Here is an 18,460-nt window from a genome sequence, read left to right on the forward strand (position 1 = left end):
CTTAGCTGTTTAAACAGCATCGGTTATATTAAATGCTTGCCCACTTTTAGAATAGAAATGGCGTAAGTCCTTACATAATTTTATATTGTTTTGAGTTTAACCCATAAAATTTTTCATGGAATGATTTGGAGCATGCTTGAAAGAGTCTTATCTCAGGCGGTTCAATTTTCATTTGGTGTGGTTTTGGCTAGGATATTATCTCCTTCCGAATATGGATTAATGGGAATATTATTGGTTATCATTGCATTCTTGCAAGTGTTTGTTGATTTTGGGTATTCAAAAGCATTGGTTCAAAAGCAAGACAGAACCCAAGTAGACATTTCTTCCATTTTCTATTTTAATTTAGGGGTTGGAGTTTTACTCTATGGAATCATCTATTTCGCTGCTCCTCTTATAGCCGAATTTTATCAAAATGTCGAAATCGTCAATTTGATACGGGTGCTAGCAATCATCATGCCTATCAATGCTTTTTTTTCAATTCCACAAACCTTATTGTCGCTGAAATTTGAATTTAAAACGATAACGAAAGTCAATTTAATATCCATTACATTGAGTGGTGCTTGTGGAGTTTATTTCGCTTATGAAGGATATGGAGTGTGGGCGCTAGTGTTTCAAACCATTATCAAATCTGTTTCATTATTGATGTTGATGTGGTATTATGTCCGATGGAAACCTTTGTTGGAATTTTCTTTACTTTCATTAAAATCTATGTTTGGGTACGGGTCTAAAATTTTGATAGGAGCAGTATTAAATATTTTCATTAATAACGTTTCGAATTTATACATTGCCAAATATTTTAGTACCAAAAATTTGGGTTTTTATACCCGCGGTACTCAGTTTGTAGATATCTTGTATGGAACGTTTAGTTCCGTAATTGATGGTGTATTATTCCCTTCCTTTTCTTCCATTCAAACAGAAAAAAGTCGATTAATTTTTTTGACAAAATCGACGATAAAGTCAGTTTCCTTGATTACCATGCCATTTTTTTTCGGTTTGGCCCTATTAGCAAAACCCATTGTGGTAACATTGTTGACAGAAAAATGGTTGGAGGCTGTCCCGATTCTTCAATTATTTTGTTTTGCGCGATTGATTACTTTGATATCAGGAGTGAACGTTAATTTGATTTATTCCATTGGAAGAAGTGACTTAATTTTAAAACAGCAATACGTTAAATTAACAGTTCGGGTACTTTTTATCTTAATTGCGATTCGACATGGTATCATTGCGGTAGCTATTGCTGAGGTTCTTTCAACTATGGTACATTTTTTTATTAACACCTATTACCCAGGTAAATTTTTAAGTTATGGCCCTTTGAAGCAAATCAGAGATTGTTTGCCCATTTTATTTGCTTCCATTCTGATGGCTTTATCGATCTTTGCCGCAATATTTTATATCGAAAATAATTATTTAAAGATTATTGTTAGTTTGATTGTTGGGATGTTGATTTATTTTCCTGCTGTTCACTACTTGAAAATACCAGAGTTGTATCTCCTAAAAGATAAGGCCTTGGATTTTATTTCTCAATCGAAAAATGAAAGGTGGAGTGAGTAAAATTTGTTGTATTTTCAATTTTGCACCTCATTATCGGTCCTCCATTTATGAATTAATGGGGAAGGAACTAGATTGTGATTTTTATTTTGGGGATAAATCATCTACGCCTATTAAAAAATTAAATTATGGCGAACTAAAAGGCTTTAAACAAGAGATTGAAAATTGTTATTTGGGAAATACATTTTTTATCTGGCAAAAAAATGTCTTAAAACTGGTTTTTAAACCATCATATAAAACATTCCTATTGACCGGTGATTCCAGTATTTTATCTAATTGGCTGATTGCCATTTTTGCCAGATTACTCAATAAAAAAGTCATAATTTGGACCCATGGAATGCAACAACCTTTAACTTTCACGGGGAAATTAATAAACTATCCACTTTATTATTTGTCAAATAAAATCTTATTGTATGGCAATTATGGTAAAAAGTTGATGATTTCAGAAGGATTTAAGGTAGAGAAATTAGAGGTTATTTATAATTCCTTGCACCATGAGCTTCAATTAAAGGTTCGTTCTAAATTGAATGAGTCCGATGTTTATTCTTCACATTTTGGGAACAATTTTCCAGTCATTATCTATGTTGGGAGATTGCAAAGAGTCAAAAAAATTGATTTAATTTTAGAGGCCATGAACTTATTACATACACGCAATGTATTTTGTAATTTGGTCCTTTTAGGTGAAAAAATGGAAGATTTTAGGTTGGATTTTTCTGCAGGAGTAAATTTAGAAGCATGCCTTTGGGAATATGGCCCTTGTTACGACGAAAATATATTGGGTGATTTAATTTACAATTCCGATGTTTGTGTTTCTCCTGGAAATATAGGCTTAACCTCTGTCCATTCATTATCCTATGGTACTCCATGTATTACACATAACAATTTTAAATTTCAAATGCCAGAATTTGAAGTAATCGAAGAAGGGGAAACGGGTGATTTTTTTATTGAAAACGACGCTATAGATTTGGCACTTAAAATGGAAAAATGGTTAGGACTTGAAAAGGGACGAAGAGAAGCAGTTCGAGACAGGGCTTATGCTAAAATTGATCAATATTATAATCCTAATTATCAACTTTCCGTCCTGAAAAAGGTATTATAATTGAAATGAAAGTACTTTGGATAACAAATTTGATTTTTCCCGCTCCTTCCAAAGAATTGGGTATTCCTATACCTAGTTTTGGTGGTTGGATGTTTAGTTTGTTTCAAGATTTGCAAAATAGCCAAATTGAAATAGCTGTGGCTTCTATTTATCATGGTAAGGAATTTCGATCCATGACTATAGATCAAGTTGATTATTATTTAATTCCCAACCATATTAACAAGCCAAATTCGCCAGAATTAGAAGAAATGTGGAAAAAAGTATACCATCACTTTAGGCCTGATTTGGTACATCTTCATGGATCAGAATATCCGCATGGTTATGTATTTACCTCTGTTTTTCCTGAAGCAAAATTTGTTGTCTCTATTCAAGGTTTAGTCAGTGTTTATGAAAAGTATTATAAATCGGGTTTGTCTAATTTAGAAATACTATTCAATATTAGTTTTTACGATATTGTTAGGAATGCATCCATCTTCCAAGGTCGCAAGTTATTTGAAAAAAAGGGGCAGATAGAAAAAGAATTAATACGCAAATCCAAACATGTCATAGGTCGAACCAATTGGGATGCCGTGCATGTTAAAACTTTGAATCCATTAGTTCATTATCATTTTTGCAATGAGTCCCTACGAGTTCCATTTTATCAGGCAGAAAAGTGGTCAAATTCAAGTTGCTTCAGATATTCTATTTTTTTGAGCCAAGCCAGTTACCCAATAAAAGGTCTTCATCAAGTCATAAAAGCTATTGCTTTATTAAAGGAGGAGTTTCCACTGATCAAAATAAATGTTGCAGGATCAAATATTATTCAACGAAAAAGCTTCTTAGAAAAAATTAAGTTCACGGGTTATGGGAAATACATTGGCAAATTAGTTAGACAACATGGGTTGGAAAATCATTTGTCATTCTTAGGAATTTTAGATACAGATAATATGGTAAAAGCCTACCAAAATGCCAATGTATTTATATGTCCATCATCTATAGAAAATAGTCCAAATTCTGTAGGTGAAGCGCAATTGTTAGGGGTGCCAACAATAGCATCTTATAGTGGTGGTGTACCTGATATGATAAAAGATGGGGAAAGTGGACTTTTGTATCGTTTTGAAGAAGTAGAAATGTTGGCAGATTGTATACGTAGAATATTTAATGATCAAGCTCTTTCATCGAAATTATCCGAGGGTGGGATTGAAATTGCTTCCTTCAGGCACAATCGGTCTGAAAATTTGCAAAATATGATGAAAATTTATTCCCAAATATGGAATGAAGGAAATTAAGGATTTTATTAAAAAGGAATTTTTCCTTTTGTTTGTTATTATTGCCGCTTTAATCAATCCCTATTTTTATGGGTACAGAATTATTGTATTAATGAGTATTTATTTGATTTTAAACTTGAAAAAAAGTTTGCAATCTGTTGATATTTACATGATTTTGCTAGGAATATTTAGTTTGTTTTTTGAGTTCATGGGGTATTTTAATTCACAGGAAGCAGACCAAACCAGCCTAATTACCTCTATGTTTAATTTGGTTTCGCCTGTTATTGTATATGCGGCGGCAAAAGTCCTAACATCAAAAAATTATTCCCCTTCAGCATTTGTATTTCTTCTCTTTATAATTTCTCTATCATTTTCTATTATCCCTATTATTTCAATACTAAAGCAAATTTCAGATAATTCTTTTTTGGTGGGATCAAGAAATATGAACTTAATATGGAATGAGGATTTAGTAGTTTCAGCCACAGGTTTAGGATCATATTTTACCTTTAGTATGGCTTCTTTTGCTCTTATATTTTCCTATAGAAAAAGTAAGATTGAGAAGTTTATTTCATTTGGGATATTTATCCATTTTTTAATTTCTTTGGCTTGCGTTCTACGTCTGGGAAGTCGCACGCAATTATTCATTAGTTTTGTTTGTGTAGGGGTCATTATTTTAAAGAATTTCAAGTATTACAAGCAAATAAATCGTTTGATCATCGTTGTTGGTTTGATTTTCTCCATAGGACTGATTTCTCAATTCATTTCCAATAACGAAGAAATTTTATTTTTTTTCTCAGACAGAATGGATTCTGATGAAAATGGGTTTGCAACTGCTGGAGGAAGAATAGGCCGTTGGACAGGGAGTATTGGCTCTCTTTTCACTGACCCTTTTGGATGGCCATTAGCGAGATACGGCTATGCTCATAATTTATGGTTAGACGTAGCTAGAGTGGGCGGGTTAATACCGTTTTTAATCTTGGTCATTTTTTCATTTTTATTAACCTTATTTTTTTTGAAATCCATTTACTTCAAATTGCCTAGTTTTCTTCGAGATTATTTCATCGTATTTTGGGTATCTATTTCAGTGGTATTTATGGTTGAGCCTATCTTAGACGGTATGTACTTGTTTTTTTTAGTTCATTGCTTCATAGCTGGTTTAATGATAAAACAAAAAAAGACATTCGGACGCGCCATAGTTTAAACCTCAATTTCTATAGTAGATTCTATTTTTCAACTGGAAAGAAAGAATTATTTATTTCAAAAATTAAAATAGTTGATGATTTTTAATCAACCATACAAGTATGAATAAAGTGATATTTTTGGGAGGATTTTTTCCAAGAGAATTAGAACGGGAAATAATAGACAATTCAAAAAATATTATTCAAGTTGCCGCCAATAATTTCCAATTGGCTTTCATAAAAGGATTGGAATTTCATTTGAAAAACAACTTATTTTTAATAACAGCTCCATTTATAGGATATTATCCTTTTTTCTATAAAAAATTATTTTTCAAAGCTCGATATTTTGAATTTTTAAATGAAAAAAATGGGATATGTGTTGGTTTTATCAATTTACCCATCATTAAAAATTTTGCAAAATATGTCAATTTGTTTAAGCAACTTAATAAGTTGGTCAAAAGCGAACCCAATTCTACCATCATTATATATTCGCTCAATTGGGTTTATTTAAAGGCTGCCATTGAAATTCAAAAAAAACATAAATCAGTTAAGATATGTTTAATTGTTCCTGATCTACCTGAATTCCCTTCTGATTCAACTTATTTATATCGATTGTATATTCGGCTATTTGAAAATAATCGGGTGAATAAACTATTGAAATCTGTTGATGGATTTGTTTTTTTAACTGAGATGATGAATCAAAAGTTGAATAAACTGAATAAGCCATATGTTGTTATTGAGGGATTATATGATGATAATCAAAAGCCGGTAGAGAAATCAACTAATTCAAATGATTTTTTTACAATATTATATACAGGATCTTTGGATAATAGAAGTGGAATAGTTGAATTACTAGAGGCATTTTCATTGTTGAAAAAAGAAAAGGTGAAATTAGTGATATGTGGATCAGGTACTAATTCTAATGTCGTAGAAAGTGCCTCAAATGTTGACGATAGAATTATTTATTTAGGCAATTTAGAAGTAAGTGAAGTACGTGAGTTACAAGCGAATGCTGATTTATTAATTAATCCTAGGAAAGGTAATGAGGAATTCACAAAGTATTCTTTTCCTTCTAAAACAATGGAGTATTTTGCATCGGGTACCGCAACATTGATGTATAGATTGCCAGGTGTGCCTGCCGTATATTTTGATTATTGTTATGTAATCGAGGGAGATGCGATAGAAGATTTACACGAGGCAATTTTCAATTTATCCAATTCTCCCAAAAATGAGTTGATTCAAAAGGGTTCTTCGGCAAGAAAATTTATTTTTAATAACAAAACGGCAATTAACCAAACCTCAAAGGTTTTAGAGAATTTGTCGAAATTATTTAATAATTGATTATGATTTTACTAGACAGTATGTTTATTACGAATAATGGAGGTGGCAAAATCTTGTTAGACTATGTGATTTCTAAATTTGAATCAGAAAATTTAAATGTTTATTATTTATTTGATTCAAGGGTTAATTATGATTTTATTCCTAACGAAAGAAAAATATATGTAGATTCTTCAATAATTAGTAGACATTTATTTTATCTGAAAAATCAAAATAAATTTTCTGCAGTTTTATGTTTTGCGAATTTGGCTCCTTCTATAAGATTAAATATTCCTGTTTATACCTATTTTCATCAATCTATGTATTTAAATGGGGCATTATATTTGGATAATTTTAATAAACTAAGATTTTTTTTAAAAAAAAACATCTTTAAATTTTTGCTAAAAAATTCTGATTATTTTTTAGTTCAAACGAATTTGATCAAGTCGAGTTTGATGGATAAATTCAAACTTTCAAGTTCTCGAACATTAGTGTTACCAATTTATGAAGATAATACAGACAAATTTAATTTATTAAGAGAGGCAAATACATTCTTGTATGTGAGCAGCGGTTCTCCTCATAAAAATCATATTCGATTGATACATGCATTTTGTGATTTTTATGATAAATTTAAATTAGGAAAATTGATTATTACGCTTGATGAAAAGTATTATACCCAGCTTTTAGAAAAAATTGATAATCTAAAAGAAAAAGGATATCCAATTTTAAATTTAGGATATGTTAGTGACAGGGATGAGTTGTTTAAACATTATTATAAAGCAGAATATTTGGTTTACCCTTCTTTAGAGGAAAGCTTCGGCTTGGGGCTTCTAGAGGCTATTAATTGCGGATGTCAAGTGATTGCGGCTGACTTGCCTTATACGCATGAAGTTTGTAATCCAAGTTATTTATTTGACCCTTTTTCTAGCGAAAGTATTAGCCTTGCTCTAGATATGGCAATACAAAAAAAGGGTAAATTGACGACAAAAAAAATATATAACAAAGTTGAAGAATTAATTGATTTAATGAAACAAGTTAATAATGAAAAATAAAATACTCCTTATAACCGGCGGAACAGGCTCTTTCGGAAACGCCGTTTTAAATCGATTTTTGGATACGGATCATTTCAAAGAGATTCGTATTTTTAGTAGAGATGAGAAGAAGCAGGATGATATGCGGATCTCCTTGAAAAATGAGAAACTGAAATTTTATATTGGAGATGTTAGGGACATTGCTAGTGTGGATAAAGCTATGCAAGGAGTGGATTTTGTATTTCATGCAGCGGCATTGAAACAAGTGCCTTCTTGTGAATTTTTTCCTTTGGAAGCCACAAAAACCAATGTATTTGGTACGCAGAATGTGATTGATTCTGCTATCAAACATCAAGTGAAAAAAGTGATATGTTTAAGTACTGATAAGGCGGCTTATCCCATTAATGCCATGGGTATATCCAAAGCGTTGATGGAAAAAGTGGCGGTGGCGGCTTCTCGGAATGCTGGGGACACAACTGTTTGTTTAACTCGTTATGGAAATGTGATGGCTTCCAGAGGATCTGTTATTCCTTTGTTTGTCAATCAAATTAAATCTGGTCAAGCATTAACTATTACAGATCCCAACATGACGCGTTTTTTGATGTCATTAAAGGATGCGGTGGAGCTGGTATTATTTGCCTTTGAGCATGGAAATGCGGGTGATTTGTTTGTCAATAAAGCTCCCGCTGGGACAATTAGTGACTTAGCCAAAGCCTTGCTGACAATTTGCCAAGCAGACAATCCTATCCAAATCATTGGAACTAGGCATGGTGAAAAAGTGTATGAAACACTTTGTACGAGAGAAGAAATGTTAAAAGCAGAAGATATGGGAGATTTTTATCGTATTCCTGCCGACAACCGAGATTTGAATTACAACCAATATTTTTCGGAAGGGGCTACCCAAATGGCTCAGATAGAAGATTATCATTCATCCAACACCGAACAATTGGATGCAGAAAAAATGATTGCTTTGCTATCTAATTTGCCTTATATCAAAAAAGAGGTATTTGGTGAAGACGTCAAAGAGTTGTTGGTATAATAATCTGACTGAAATGATTAAAATAGGAATAACAGGGCAGCATGGATTTGTGGGTAATCACCTTTATCAAACGCTGAAATTGTCGCCAGAAAAATATCAATGCATTGAATTTGAAAAATCATTTTTTTCGGAGGAGGATTTACTGAATAAATTCGTTTCTCAATGTGATGTCATTGTGCATTTAGCCGCGATGAACCGACATTCAGATACCAGAGTAGTTCATGATACCAATATTGAATTAACGGATAAATTGATCGAGGCATTGCTTGCGACCAAGTCCAAAGCTCAAATTGTTTTTTCTTCTTCTACCCAGGAGGAAAATGGGAGTGATTATGGTTTGTCAAAAAAATTGAGTCGAGAAAAATTAGCGAATTGGGCGGCAAATACGGGTGGCAAATTGGTTGGAATGGTGGTTCCGAATGTTTTTGGGCCCTTTGGGAAACCCAATTACAATTCATTCATCTCTACTTTTTGTTATAAGTTAACACACAATGAGAATCCAAGTATTTTAACCGATAGTGAAGTAGAATTGATTTATGTTGGGGATTTGGTCCATTCGATGATAGATGTTATTGATCGGGACTTAAATGATCATTTGCATATAGTACCTGCATCTGTTAAAATAAAGGTGTCAGAGGTTTTGAGTAAGTTGGAGTATTTTAAAATGGTTTATTTAGAAAGTGGCCAAATTCCTTCACTTGTTAATACATTTGAGGTTCAGCTGTTTAATACCTATAGAAGTTTCATGGATTTGGAGGCTTATTTTCCAAAGAATTACATTCAGCATACGGATCCTAGAGGCACTTTTGTGGAAATTATTCGTTTGGAAGTGGGGGGGCAGGTTTCATTTTCCACGACTGTTCCGGGCATCACACGAGGGAATCATTTTCATACGAGAAAGATTGAACGTTTTTCGGTGATCAAGGGGAAGGCTTTGATTCAGTTGAGAAAAATTGGAAGTGCCGAAGTTTTGGATTTTTATTTAGATGGGGAGAATCCATCCTATGTGGACATGCCGGTATGGTACACGCATAATATCAAAAATATAGGGGAAGAGGTGTTGTATACGAATTTTTGGATCAATGAGTTTTATGATGAAAGTGATCCGGATACGTATTTTGAGGTGGTGTAAAGTTTTTTCTATTTCTCGCAGATTTTATTTCTCGCAGATTAGCGCAGATGGTTCTCGCAGATTTTCGGGGATGTTACTCGCAGATGTTTCTCGCAGATTAGCGCAGATTTTTCTCGCAGATTTTCGGGGATGTTACTCGCAGATTTTCGCAGATTTTTCTCGCAGATTTACGCTGATTTTTTTCAATTACTATCTGGGACCATCTGCGCTTTTTAATCTGCGAGAAATTAATTCTGCGAGAAATAAATTTTTACAAATGATAAACCACCCTTTTGATATTTTCATTGATATTAGAGCAATTGAAATTAACCAATAAACCCAGTTTCAATCCAGACAATTTTAAATAAGTAAGAAGTTGCTTGTAATGCACATCGATTAAATGTTCTACAGATTTTAATTCAATGATAACCTTATTTTCTACAAGTAAATCGACTCGATAACCCGTAGGTAGATAAACGCTTTCATATTTAAAAGGCAGTCCTTTTTGGGGTTGGACGGATAATTTGGCTTTTTCAAGTTCATACACTAGGGCAGCTTCGTAAGCGGATTCTAATAAACCTGGACCAAGATTATTGTGGACATTAAAGATCGCTCCGCGGACAATATAGGAAATTTCGTTTTCGGTCATTGTAATGAATTTTCCAAAAATAGAATTCCTTTTTGAAATTAAGTTGGTAATGAAGTAAATTGCCAAGTAGTTGATATTTCTCGAATGATTTTTTTCTCGCAGATATACGGAGATTTTTTTCTCCCTGATTTGCACAGATGTTTCTCGCAGATTTGCGCAGATTTTTAAAGCGCTGATTAACGCAGAAATAAATCAGCGAACATCTGCGATTATTAATCAGCGTAAATCTGCGAGAAATAAATCTGCGTTAATCTGCGAGAAATATAGGTATATTTATATTATAATAACATGAAATTAAAAGTAACAACCGTCGTTGGAACAAGGCCAGAAATCATTCGATTGTCTAGAGTATTAGCAGCATTGGATGCCTCACCAGCTATAGAGCATATCATTGTTCATACAGGTCAAAATTACGATTACGAATTAAATCAGATTTTCTTTGAAGACTTGGGAATCCGTAAACCCGACTATTTTTTAGAAGCTGCTGGTAAAACGGCTACTGAGACCATCGGTAATATTTTAATTAAAATAGATGTTTTGTTGGAGCAAATTAAACCAGATGCATTTTTGGTTTTAGGTGATACCAATAGCTGTTTATGCGCAATTCCGGCCAAAAAACGTCAAATCCCGATTTTCCATATGGAAGCAGGGAATCGATGTTTCGATCAACGTGTGCCTGAAGAAACAAATCGAAAAATAGTCGATCATATTTCAGATATCAATTTAACTTATAGTGACATTGCTAGGGAATATTTGTTGAGAGAAGGATTGCCTGCTGACCGTATTATAAAGACAGGTTCGCCCATGTTTGAGGTATTGACTCATTATGCAGATAGCATCAATGAATCAACTGTTTTAGAAAAACTACATTTGACAAAAGGCCAATATTTTGTGGTTTCTTGTCACCGAGAGGAAAATGTAAACAATGATAAAAACTTTAGTTCTTTTTTGGAAAGTTTAAATTTAATTGCAGAAAAGTACCAATTGCCTATTATCGTCAGTACGCATCCTAGAACGCGAAATGTCATTGAAGCGAAAAAAGTTTCGATGAGGCCTGAAATTCAATTTTTAAAACCCTTGGGATTCAATGATTACAATGCATTACAAGTAAATTCATTTGCTGTATTATCCGATAGCGGTACTATTTCAGAAGAATCTTCCACCTTGAATTTTAGGGCTTTAAATATAAGAGAGGCCCATGAGCGACCAGAAGCAATGGAAGAAGCATCTGTTATGATGGTAGGTTTGAATCCCACTCGCATTATGCAAGGTTTGGAACAATTGACCCTTCAAAAAACAGGAAATGATAGAAATTTTAGAAAGGTTGCTGATTATTCCATGCCGAACGTTTCAGAAAAAGTAGTTAGAATCATTATTAGTTATACAGATTATGTGAACCGTATAGTTTGGAAAAAAGAAGTTAAGTAATGAATTTACTTTTTTTGACATTAGTGGAAATAAATGACCTTGACCAGAGAGGGATATATCAAGATTTAATTCGAGAGTTTATCCATCATGGTCATCAGGTAACCATAATAACGTCCGTCGAAAGAAGAAAGAAAATCCCAACTAGAATACTTTACAGTAATGGTGCTACTATATTACAGGTAAAAACGTTTAATATTCAAAAAACGTCTATAGTTGAAAAAGGTATAGGCACGTTAGCGGTGGAATACCAATATTTACGTGCGGCAAAAAAATATTTAAAAAATACTCATTTTGATTTAATACTTTATTCAACACCTCCCATCACTTTTGAAAAAGTCATACATTATTTTAAAAAACGGGATAATGCTATATCCTATTTGCTATTAAAAGATATATTTCCTCAAAATGCCATTGATTTGAACATGTTTAAAAAAGATGGAATTTTGCACAAATTTTTTAAAAAGAAAGAAAAGCGTTTATATCAAGTCTCTGATTGGATTGGATGTATGTCGAATGCCAATGTAAATTATCTTTTAACGGTTCATCCTTATCTTGATTCCGCAAAAGTTGAAGTTAACCCCAACTCGATAGATCCCATATTTTCCAATTTTTCCACTTTAGATAAATTAGAAATTCGAAAAAAATATTCCTTGCCATTGGATAAAACCATTTTTATTTATGGAGGAAACTTGGGGAAACCGCAGGGAATTGAATTTTTGATTGATACAATATCAACTAATCAGTCGGGGAAGGCATATTTTTTAGTCATTGGGAATGGAACGGAATATGGGATGTTGAAAAATTGGTTTGAAATACATCAACCCCTAAATGCTAAGTTAATCCATGGGCTGCCCAAGGCGGATTATGACATCATTTTAGAGAGCTGCGATGTGGGTTTGATTTTTTTGAACAAAAACTTTCTTATCCCTAATTTCCCATCACGTTTGTTATCCTATTTGGAAAAATCAAAGCCTGTCATTGCCGCAACTGATGTAAACTCGGATGTTGGTGATGAATTAGAATTAGCAAAATGTGGATATAAGGTATTTTCAGGGGATATAAATCAAATGAATTCGGCCATTGAAAAAATTATTCAACATGATGAAATAGAGGTTTTAGGTCAAAATGCTAGGAAATTATTAGAGTCGAAATATTTAGTTGGACATTCGTTTCAATTAATCATGAAAAAATTAGAAATTGGTAATAGTAAAAAATTACCTAATTGAATAAATAAAGCGTTTCCTATGCATCGAAATTTACTCATAACTTCTGCAGGTCAGCGAGTTTCTTTGGTCAGAATTTTTCAAAAATCGTTCAAAGCAAAAGGGTATAAAACACTCGTTTTTACAACGGATATGCAACCCAAACTTTCTCCTGCGTGTGAGATTTCAGACCGGGCATTTCAAGTATTAAGTGTTCTAGATAAAGATTATATTTCTCAGTTGATCGACATATGTACCCAAAATAATGTCGGAATAATTGTTCCAACGATCGATACGGAACTGCTGGTTTTATCCAAAAATATAGCGCTTTTTGTGCAACATGGTATTCAATTAATTCTTTCAGATGATTTACTGATTGAAAGTTGCAGAAATAAAAAATGGACCATCGGACTATTTGATCAATTGGGGATAAATTATCCTAAACAATTTTCAAAACATGACGTGCAATTTCCATTATTTGTTAAGCCTATCTCTGGAAGTTTAAGTCAAAATTTACATGTTTTTCATCAATCCGATGATTTTAATCCAACTGACTTTTCAGAGGAGAACTTTGTTTTCATGGAATATTTTGACAAGGCGCATTATCAGGAATTCACCATAGATGCCTATTATGATCAAAGCTATCAATTAGTGATGGCAGTTCCCAGAGAAAGAATTCAGGTTCGCGCAGGAGAAATAAGTAAAGGGGTAACGAGGAAAAATGAAGTATTGGATTGGATGAAAAATAAGCTTTCTTATTTGGAAGGAGCAAGAGGTTGTTTGACGATCCAAGTATTTTTGAATCTTCAAAGCAGAGAGATTTTTGGAATTGAAATCAATCCTAGATTTGGAGGGGGATATCCATTGAGTTATCAGGCAGGGGCGAATTTTGCTAAATTGATTTTAGAGGAATATGTAGAAAATAAATCTTTCGTATATTCTGAAGCGTGGGATGAAAACACCTTGATGCTTCGCTACGATGATGAAGTTATTGTGCGCGATTATGATGGTTAATAACAAGGTATTATTGGTTTTTGATTTGGATGATACATTGTATAAGGAAGTGGATTTTCTTCAATCGGGATATCAATTTATTTGTGATACTTTCCAATTAGACCATACGGTTTATCAAGATATGGTAAAAAGCTATTTTGAGAAAAAAAACGTCTTTCAAGAACTTATAGATCAATATGCTTTACCGATCCAATTAACCGATTTAATTGAAATGTATCGGTTGCATGTACCAAAAATCTCACTTGATAGTGTTACTAAAAATACTTTGGAAGCCTTTTTTCAACTAGAAAATGTAACATTGGCTTTGTTAACCGATGGCCGTTCTAAGACCCAACGAAATAAAATAAAGGCCTTGGGAATAGAGCATTATTTTCAAGAAATTATCATATCAGAGGAATTTGGAAGTGAAAAGCCAAACCCTGATAACTATCTGTATTTCACAGAAAAATATCCTGATTTTCAATTTTTTTACATTGCTGATAATATCAAGAAAGATTTTATCAGCCCAAATCAGTTGGGTTGGAAAACAATCTGTTTGAAAGACAACGGTAAAAATGTGCATCCACAAGATTGGCATGTCCCCAAAAATAATTTGCCTAATCACACAATTTCTGTTCTAAATGATCTTATTGCCTTTGTTAAAGGGTAAGTAGCATGTTTTTTTCTGTTATATTTGCAGAACCCGTTCTGAATTATGACAAAAAAGCATGCCTATCTCTTGATAGCGCACATCAATCCTTGGCAGTTATCTGTCTTACTTGAATTACTTGATGATGAAAGAAATGATATTTTCCTTTTCATTGATGGTAAATCAAATTTGTCAGAGGATCAACTGACCTATATTCCCCAAAAATCAAAATTCATTTTGGCCAATACAAATTCCTTGCATATTTCCTGGGGAGGGGTTAGCGGTATACTTGCAGAATTGATTTTATTTGAAAGAGCATTGGCAGAAGATCAATATCATTATTTTCATTTATTGTCAGGATTGGATTTGCCTATTAAATCGCAAGACGAGATTCATGATTTTTTTGAACATTCGAATATAGAATATGTTGGATATAATGATGAAAATTTAGTTTTTGCTGACTGGAAGACTAAATATTATCATTTTTTTGTAGAAGGGTTCGATTATAGAAGAAATATTCTTTTTAAGGTCTTAAGGGTAGTTCTGATGTATACTCAAAAAATTCTTGGATTTGAGAGAAAAAGAGAATTTGGAACTTATTACCATGGATCTAATTGGGTATCTATCACTTCAAAATTTGCTTCTTATATCGTATCAAGGAAAGAAGCTATTTTAAAGACTTACCAATATACGATATGTGCTGACGAAATATTTATTCAAACGGAATTGAAATATTCTTCATACAAAGGAAATGAAACCCAAATTGGTGATCCCGATTCACAAAATATGCGATTGATTGATTGGTTTAGACGTGAAGGTAATAGTCCATATACCTGGAGGATGTCAGATTGGGAATACATGAAAAATTCGCCATTTCTATTTGCTAGAAAGATTGATGAAAGTGTTGATAAAAGGTTAATCACCGAAATTAAAAATCACTTAACAGATAAAAGTTAGTTTTGAATGGTAAGCAAAAAACATGCCTATCTATTGATAGCTCACATTAATCCTTGGCAACTATCTATCTTGTTGGAATTATTAGATGATGAAAGAAATGATATTTTTCTTTTTATTGATGGTAAATCCAGTTTGTCAGTTGATCAATTGACGTATATTCCTAAAAAATCAAAATTCATTTTGGCGAATGAGGAATCAAAATACTTGTATTGGGCTGGGATTAGTTTAATGCTTGCAGAATTGAAATTGTTTGAAAGAGCTTTGGTAGAAGGTGAGTATCATTATTTACATGTTTTATCAGGTTTAGATATGCCCATTAAAACACAAGATGAAATCCACCAATTTTTTGAAAATACCGATCTAGAATATATTGGTTATGATTATGGGAAATTAGACCAAGCTGAATGGAAGACCCAATATTACCATTTTTTTGTGGAAGGGTTTGATTATAGAGCCAATAAGTTTGCTAGAAGGTGTAGATTGATTTTCATGTTCATTCAAAAATGGATTGGGTATGCCAGAACAAGAGAATTCGAAACCTACTACCATGGGGCACAATGGATTTCCATTACCTCAAAATTTGCGTCATATCTTTTATCGAGAAAAGAATCTCTAATAAAGACTTACCAATACACTAAGTGTGCTGATGAAATTTTTGCGCAAACGGAATTGAAATATTCCTCATTCAAAGGCAATGAAATAGAAATCGAATTTCCTGATTCGCAAAATATGCGATTAATTGATTGGTCTAGAGCTGATGGAGGTAGTCCTTATACTTGGAGGATATCTGATTGGGAATACATGAAAAATTCGCCATTTCTATTTGCTAGAAAGATTGACGAAAGGGTTGATAAAAGTTTAATCACGGAAATTAAAAATCACTTAACAAATAAAAGTTAGGATTGAATGTTAACCAAAAAACATGCCTATCTGTTGATGGCTCACATGAATCCTTGGCAGCTATCTATCTTGTTAGAATTAATCGACGATGAAAGAAATGATATTTTTCTATTTATCGATGGTAAATCTAATCTGTCAGTTGAGCAATTAACGTATATTCCAAAAAAATCAAAGTTCATTATATCTAATCAAGAAAAAAAACACTTGTTTTGGGGTGGATTGAGCGAGATTCAAGCGGAATTGATTTTATTTGAATGTGCCTTAAAGGAAGATAACTACCATTATTTGCATTTATTGTCGGGTTTAGATTTACCAATTAAAACTCAAGATGAAATTCATGATTTTTTTAAACATACTGATTTAGAATATGTTGGATACAATCAAGAAAATTTATTTTACGCCGATTGGAAGTCGAAATATTACCATTTTTTTGTAGAAGGCTATAATTACAGAGGGAATAGAATTTATAAGATGTTGAGGTTGGGCTTGATGTTAACACAAAAATGGCTTGGCTTTGAAAGAAAAAGAGAATTTCAAACTTATTATCATGGGGCTCAATGGGTTTCCATTACTTCCAAATTTGCTTCCTATATTTTATCTAAAAAGCAGTCAATTGAAAATTCATATAAATACACACTTTGTTGTACGGAGGTTTTCATTCAAACAGAGTTAAAATATTCTTCATTTAAAGGCAATGAAATAGAAATTGAATTTCCTGATTCACAAAATATGCGCTTAATTGATTGGTCTAGAAGGGATGGGAGTAGTCCGTATACATGGAGGTTAACGGATTGGGAGTATATGAAAAATTCTCCATTTCTATTTGCTAGAAAAATTGATGAAAAGGTTGATAAAGATTTAATCTTAGAAATTAAGAATTACCTACATTCATCAAAATAATGCGTCTTTATTTTTTATTTTTGTGAGTCAGAAATTTATAGCTGATTTAATATGTATTTTGTTATGGTTCAGAATAAAATTTGGCTTTCTTCTCCTCATCTCGGTTCAAGTGAATTAGTATATGTTCAAGAAGCTTTTTCAAGTAATTGGGTGGCTCCTTTGGGGCCTTGGGTAAATTTATTAGAAGAAAACCTAGCTAAATATAGTGGAGTTAGTCATGTAGCGGCATTGTCTAGCGGAACATCTGCCATTCATTTGGCACTCATTTTAGCTGGAGTGGAACAAAGTGACATTGTCCTTTGCCAAAGTTTTACTTTTTCGGCCTCTGCCAATCCCATCGCTTATCAAAAAGCCATTCCTGTTTTTATTGACTCAGAGAAAGATACTTGGAATATGTGTCCCATCGCTTTAGAAAAAGCCATTGTGCATTATTTGTCCATCGGTAAGAAGCCCAAAGCCATCATCCCTGTTCACCTGTATGGTATGCCTGCCAATATGCCTGAAATCATGCGTATTGCACTTGAATATAACATAGCTGTCATTGAAGATGCTGCAGAAGCATTAGGGTCTAACATTCAAGGAAAGTCCTGCGGGTCTTTTGGAGATTTTGGGATTTATAGTTTCAATGGAAACAAAATTATTACTACATCGGGTGGAGGAGCGTTGTTATCCAATAAAAAAGAAGTTATTGAAAAAGCTCGCTTTTTAGCGACGCAAGCCCGTGATGCAGCACCGCATTATGAACATTCTCACATCGGTTATAATTACCGCATGTCCAATATTTGTGCAGGTATTGGTGTAGGCCAATTGGAAGTATTGGATGATCGTGTGAAGGCTAGAAGAGCTAATTTTGACAGATACCAATCTTTTTTTGAAAAGAAAAATCAACAAGGATTTCATATTGAATTTCAAATGGAACCACATGGATATTTTTCCAATCGCTGGTTGACCTGTATTCTTATTGATCCTGTAAGGAACAATGGAATAACAAGGGAGCATTTGCGTCTTAGTTTGGAAAAAGATCAGATCGAAAGCCGCCCACTTTGGAAACCTATGCACCAACAACCTGTATTTCAGGATGCACCTCGTTTTTTGACAGGAGTTTCAGATCAATTATTCGAAATGGGACTTTGTTTGCCAAGTGGTTCTAACTTGACCGAGGATGAATGGCAAAGAATTGAATCAGCTTTGGATAAAGTGTTTTAAACGCTT

General features: G+C 33.1%; 17 protein-coding genes. 16 read left to right on the forward strand and 1 reads right to left on the reverse strand.

Going from position 1 to position 18,460, the window contains the following annotated elements; genetic code table 11:
• Window positions 1–120 precede the first annotated feature (120 nt).
• The 8 genes from V7S76_RS11375 to V7S76_RS11410 all read left to right on the forward strand — a co-directional run bounded on the left by V7S76_RS11375 (window position 121) and on the right by V7S76_RS11410 (window position 9,591).
• Complete coding sequence (locus V7S76_RS11375) at window positions 121–1,551, forward strand: lipopolysaccharide biosynthesis protein (protein WP_459510228.1); 1,431 nt, start codon at window positions 121–123, stop codon at window positions 1,549–1,551.
• On the forward strand, window positions 1,544–2,647 hold the full coding sequence (locus V7S76_RS11380) for a glycosyltransferase family 4 protein (RefSeq protein WP_459510229.1): 1,104 nt from the start codon (window positions 1,544–1,546) through the stop codon (window positions 2,645–2,647). The genes V7S76_RS11375 and V7S76_RS11380 overlap by 8 nt, the downstream gene beginning before the upstream one ends.
• 5 nt (window positions 2,648–2,652) lie before the next feature.
• Window positions 2,653–3,915, forward strand: a complete 1,263-nt coding sequence (locus V7S76_RS11385; RefSeq protein ID WP_459510230.1) for a glycosyltransferase family 4 protein — start codon at window positions 2,653–2,655, stop codon at window positions 3,913–3,915.
• Complete coding sequence (locus V7S76_RS11390; RefSeq protein ID WP_459510231.1) at window positions 3,902–5,095, forward strand: O-antigen ligase family protein; 1,194 nt, start codon at window positions 3,902–3,904, stop codon at window positions 5,093–5,095. Before V7S76_RS11385 ends, V7S76_RS11390 begins: the two co-directional genes overlap by 14 nt.
• Window positions 5,096–5,195: 100 nt before the next feature.
• Complete coding sequence (locus tag V7S76_RS11395; protein ID WP_459510232.1) at window positions 5,196–6,413, forward strand: glycosyltransferase family 4 protein; 1,218 nt, start codon at window positions 5,196–5,198, stop codon at window positions 6,411–6,413.
• Between the two features lie 2 nt (window positions 6,414–6,415).
• A complete protein-coding gene (locus tag V7S76_RS11400) occupies window positions 6,416–7,441 on the forward strand; it encodes a glycosyltransferase (protein ID WP_459510233.1) in 1,026 nt (341 codons plus the stop codon).
• The gene (locus V7S76_RS11405) at window positions 7,431–8,459 is read left to right on the forward strand and encodes a polysaccharide biosynthesis protein (protein ID WP_459510234.1); all 1,029 of its coding nucleotides are present in this window, start codon (window positions 7,431–7,433) and stop codon (window positions 8,457–8,459) included. Before V7S76_RS11400 ends, V7S76_RS11405 begins: the two co-directional genes overlap by 11 nt.
• 13 nt (window positions 8,460–8,472) lie before the next feature.
• Window positions 8,473–9,591 (forward strand): polysaccharide biosynthesis C-terminal domain-containing protein, encoded by a 1,119-nt coding sequence (locus tag V7S76_RS11410; RefSeq protein ID WP_459510235.1) that lies wholly within the window; start codon window positions 8,473–8,475, stop codon window positions 9,589–9,591.
• Window positions 9,592–9,841: 250 nt separating this feature from the next.
• On the opposite strand, the gene V7S76_RS11415 is transcribed toward V7S76_RS11410, so the two are convergent.
• Complete coding sequence (locus V7S76_RS11415) at window positions 9,842–10,219, reverse strand: GxxExxY protein (RefSeq protein ID WP_459510236.1); 378 nt, start codon at window positions 10,217–10,219, stop codon at window positions 9,842–9,844.
• A gap of 288 nt (window positions 10,220–10,507) precedes the next feature.
• Here V7S76_RS11415 and wecB point away from each other — a divergent pair, with 288 nt between their 5' ends.
• The 8 genes from wecB to V7S76_RS11455 all read left to right on the forward strand — a co-directional run bounded on the left by wecB (window position 10,508) and on the right by V7S76_RS11455 (window position 18,454).
• Window positions 10,508–11,647: a non-hydrolyzing UDP-N-acetylglucosamine 2-epimerase gene (wecB, locus tag V7S76_RS11420; protein WP_459510237.1), complete on the forward strand. Its 1,140-nt coding sequence runs from the start codon at window positions 10,508–10,510 to the stop codon at window positions 11,645–11,647.
• Window positions 11,647–12,873, forward strand: a complete 1,227-nt coding sequence (locus tag V7S76_RS11425) for a glycosyltransferase family 4 protein (protein WP_459510238.1) — start codon at window positions 11,647–11,649, stop codon at window positions 12,871–12,873. Before wecB ends, V7S76_RS11425 begins: the two co-directional genes overlap by 1 nt.
• An 18-nt stretch (window positions 12,874–12,891) precedes the next feature.
• Window positions 12,892–13,863 carry an ATP-grasp domain-containing protein gene (locus V7S76_RS11430; RefSeq protein ID WP_459510239.1) on the forward strand — a complete coding sequence of 324 codons (972 nt, stop codon included), beginning with the start codon at window positions 12,892–12,894 and terminating at the stop codon, window positions 13,861–13,863.
• Window positions 13,853–14,512 carry an HAD family hydrolase gene (locus V7S76_RS11435; RefSeq protein WP_459510240.1) on the forward strand — a complete coding sequence of 220 codons (660 nt, stop codon included), beginning with the start codon at window positions 13,853–13,855 and terminating at the stop codon, window positions 14,510–14,512. The genes V7S76_RS11430 and V7S76_RS11435 overlap by 11 nt, the downstream gene beginning before the upstream one ends.
• Before the next feature lie 45 nt (window positions 14,513–14,557).
• A complete protein-coding gene (locus V7S76_RS11440; protein ID WP_459510241.1) occupies window positions 14,558–15,448 on the forward strand; it encodes a beta-1,6-N-acetylglucosaminyltransferase in 891 nt (296 codons plus the stop codon).
• A gap of 6 nt (window positions 15,449–15,454) precedes the next feature.
• Complete coding sequence (locus V7S76_RS11445) at window positions 15,455–16,348, forward strand: beta-1,6-N-acetylglucosaminyltransferase (RefSeq protein ID WP_459510242.1); 894 nt, start codon at window positions 15,455–15,457, stop codon at window positions 16,346–16,348.
• A 6-nt stretch (window positions 16,349–16,354) separates the two neighbouring features.
• Window positions 16,355–17,248 carry a beta-1,6-N-acetylglucosaminyltransferase gene (locus tag V7S76_RS11450; protein ID WP_459510243.1) on the forward strand — a complete coding sequence of 298 codons (894 nt, stop codon included), beginning with the start codon at window positions 16,355–16,357 and terminating at the stop codon, window positions 17,246–17,248.
• Window positions 17,249–17,311: 63 nt separating this feature from the next.
• Window positions 17,312–18,454 (forward strand): DegT/DnrJ/EryC1/StrS family aminotransferase, encoded by a 1,143-nt coding sequence (locus V7S76_RS11455; RefSeq protein WP_459510244.1) that lies wholly within the window; start codon window positions 17,312–17,314, stop codon window positions 18,452–18,454.
• Window positions 18,455–18,460: the final 6 nt, after the last annotated feature.

The sequence above is a fragment of the Aquirufa sp. ROCK2-A2 genome (genome assembly GCF_054558485.1).

Bases quoted from the DNA above. Each gene is read 5' to 3' on its own strand.
- V7S76_RS11440 (WP_459510241.1), top strand. From the start codon at position 14,558: ATGACAAAAAAGCATGCCTATCTCTTGATAGCGCACATCAATCCTTGG.
- V7S76_RS11435 (WP_459510240.1), top strand. From the start codon at position 13,853: ATGATGGTTAATAACAAGGTATTATTGGTTTTTGATTTGGATGATACA.
- wecB (WP_459510237.1), top strand. From the start codon at position 10,508: ATGAAATTAAAAGTAACAACCGTCGTTGGAACAAGGCCAGAAATCATT.
- V7S76_RS11430 (WP_459510239.1), top strand. From the start codon at position 12,892: ATGCATCGAAATTTACTCATAACTTCTGCAGGTCAGCGAGTTTCTTTG.
- V7S76_RS11415 (WP_459510236.1), bottom strand. From the start codon at position 10,219: ATGACCGAAAACGAAATTTCCTATATTGTCCGCGGAGCGATCTTTAAT.
- V7S76_RS11425 (WP_459510238.1), top strand. From the start codon at position 11,647: ATGAATTTACTTTTTTTGACATTAGTGGAAATAAATGACCTTGACCAG.
- V7S76_RS11385 (WP_459510230.1), top strand. From the start codon at position 2,653: ATGAAAGTACTTTGGATAACAAATTTGATTTTTCCCGCTCCTTCCAAA.
- V7S76_RS11395 (WP_459510232.1), top strand. From the start codon at position 5,196: ATGAATAAAGTGATATTTTTGGGAGGATTTTTTCCAAGAGAATTAGAA.
- V7S76_RS11445 (WP_459510242.1), top strand. From the start codon at position 15,455: ATGGTAAGCAAAAAACATGCCTATCTATTGATAGCTCACATTAATCCT.
- V7S76_RS11450 (WP_459510243.1), top strand. From the start codon at position 16,355: ATGTTAACCAAAAAACATGCCTATCTGTTGATGGCTCACATGAATCCT.
- V7S76_RS11405 (WP_459510234.1), top strand. From the start codon at position 7,431: ATGAAAAATAAAATACTCCTTATAACCGGCGGAACAGGCTCTTTCGGA.
- V7S76_RS11455 (WP_459510244.1), top strand. From the start codon at position 17,312: ATGGTTCAGAATAAAATTTGGCTTTCTTCTCCTCATCTCGGTTCAAGT.
- V7S76_RS11390 (WP_459510231.1), top strand. From the start codon at position 3,902: ATGAAGGAAATTAAGGATTTTATTAAAAAGGAATTTTTCCTTTTGTTT.
- V7S76_RS11400 (WP_459510233.1), top strand. From the start codon at position 6,416: ATGATTTTACTAGACAGTATGTTTATTACGAATAATGGAGGTGGCAAA.
- V7S76_RS11375 (WP_459510228.1), top strand. From the start codon at position 121: ATGATTTGGAGCATGCTTGAAAGAGTCTTATCTCAGGCGGTTCAATTT.
- V7S76_RS11410 (WP_459510235.1), top strand. From the start codon at position 8,473: ATGATTAAAATAGGAATAACAGGGCAGCATGGATTTGTGGGTAATCAC.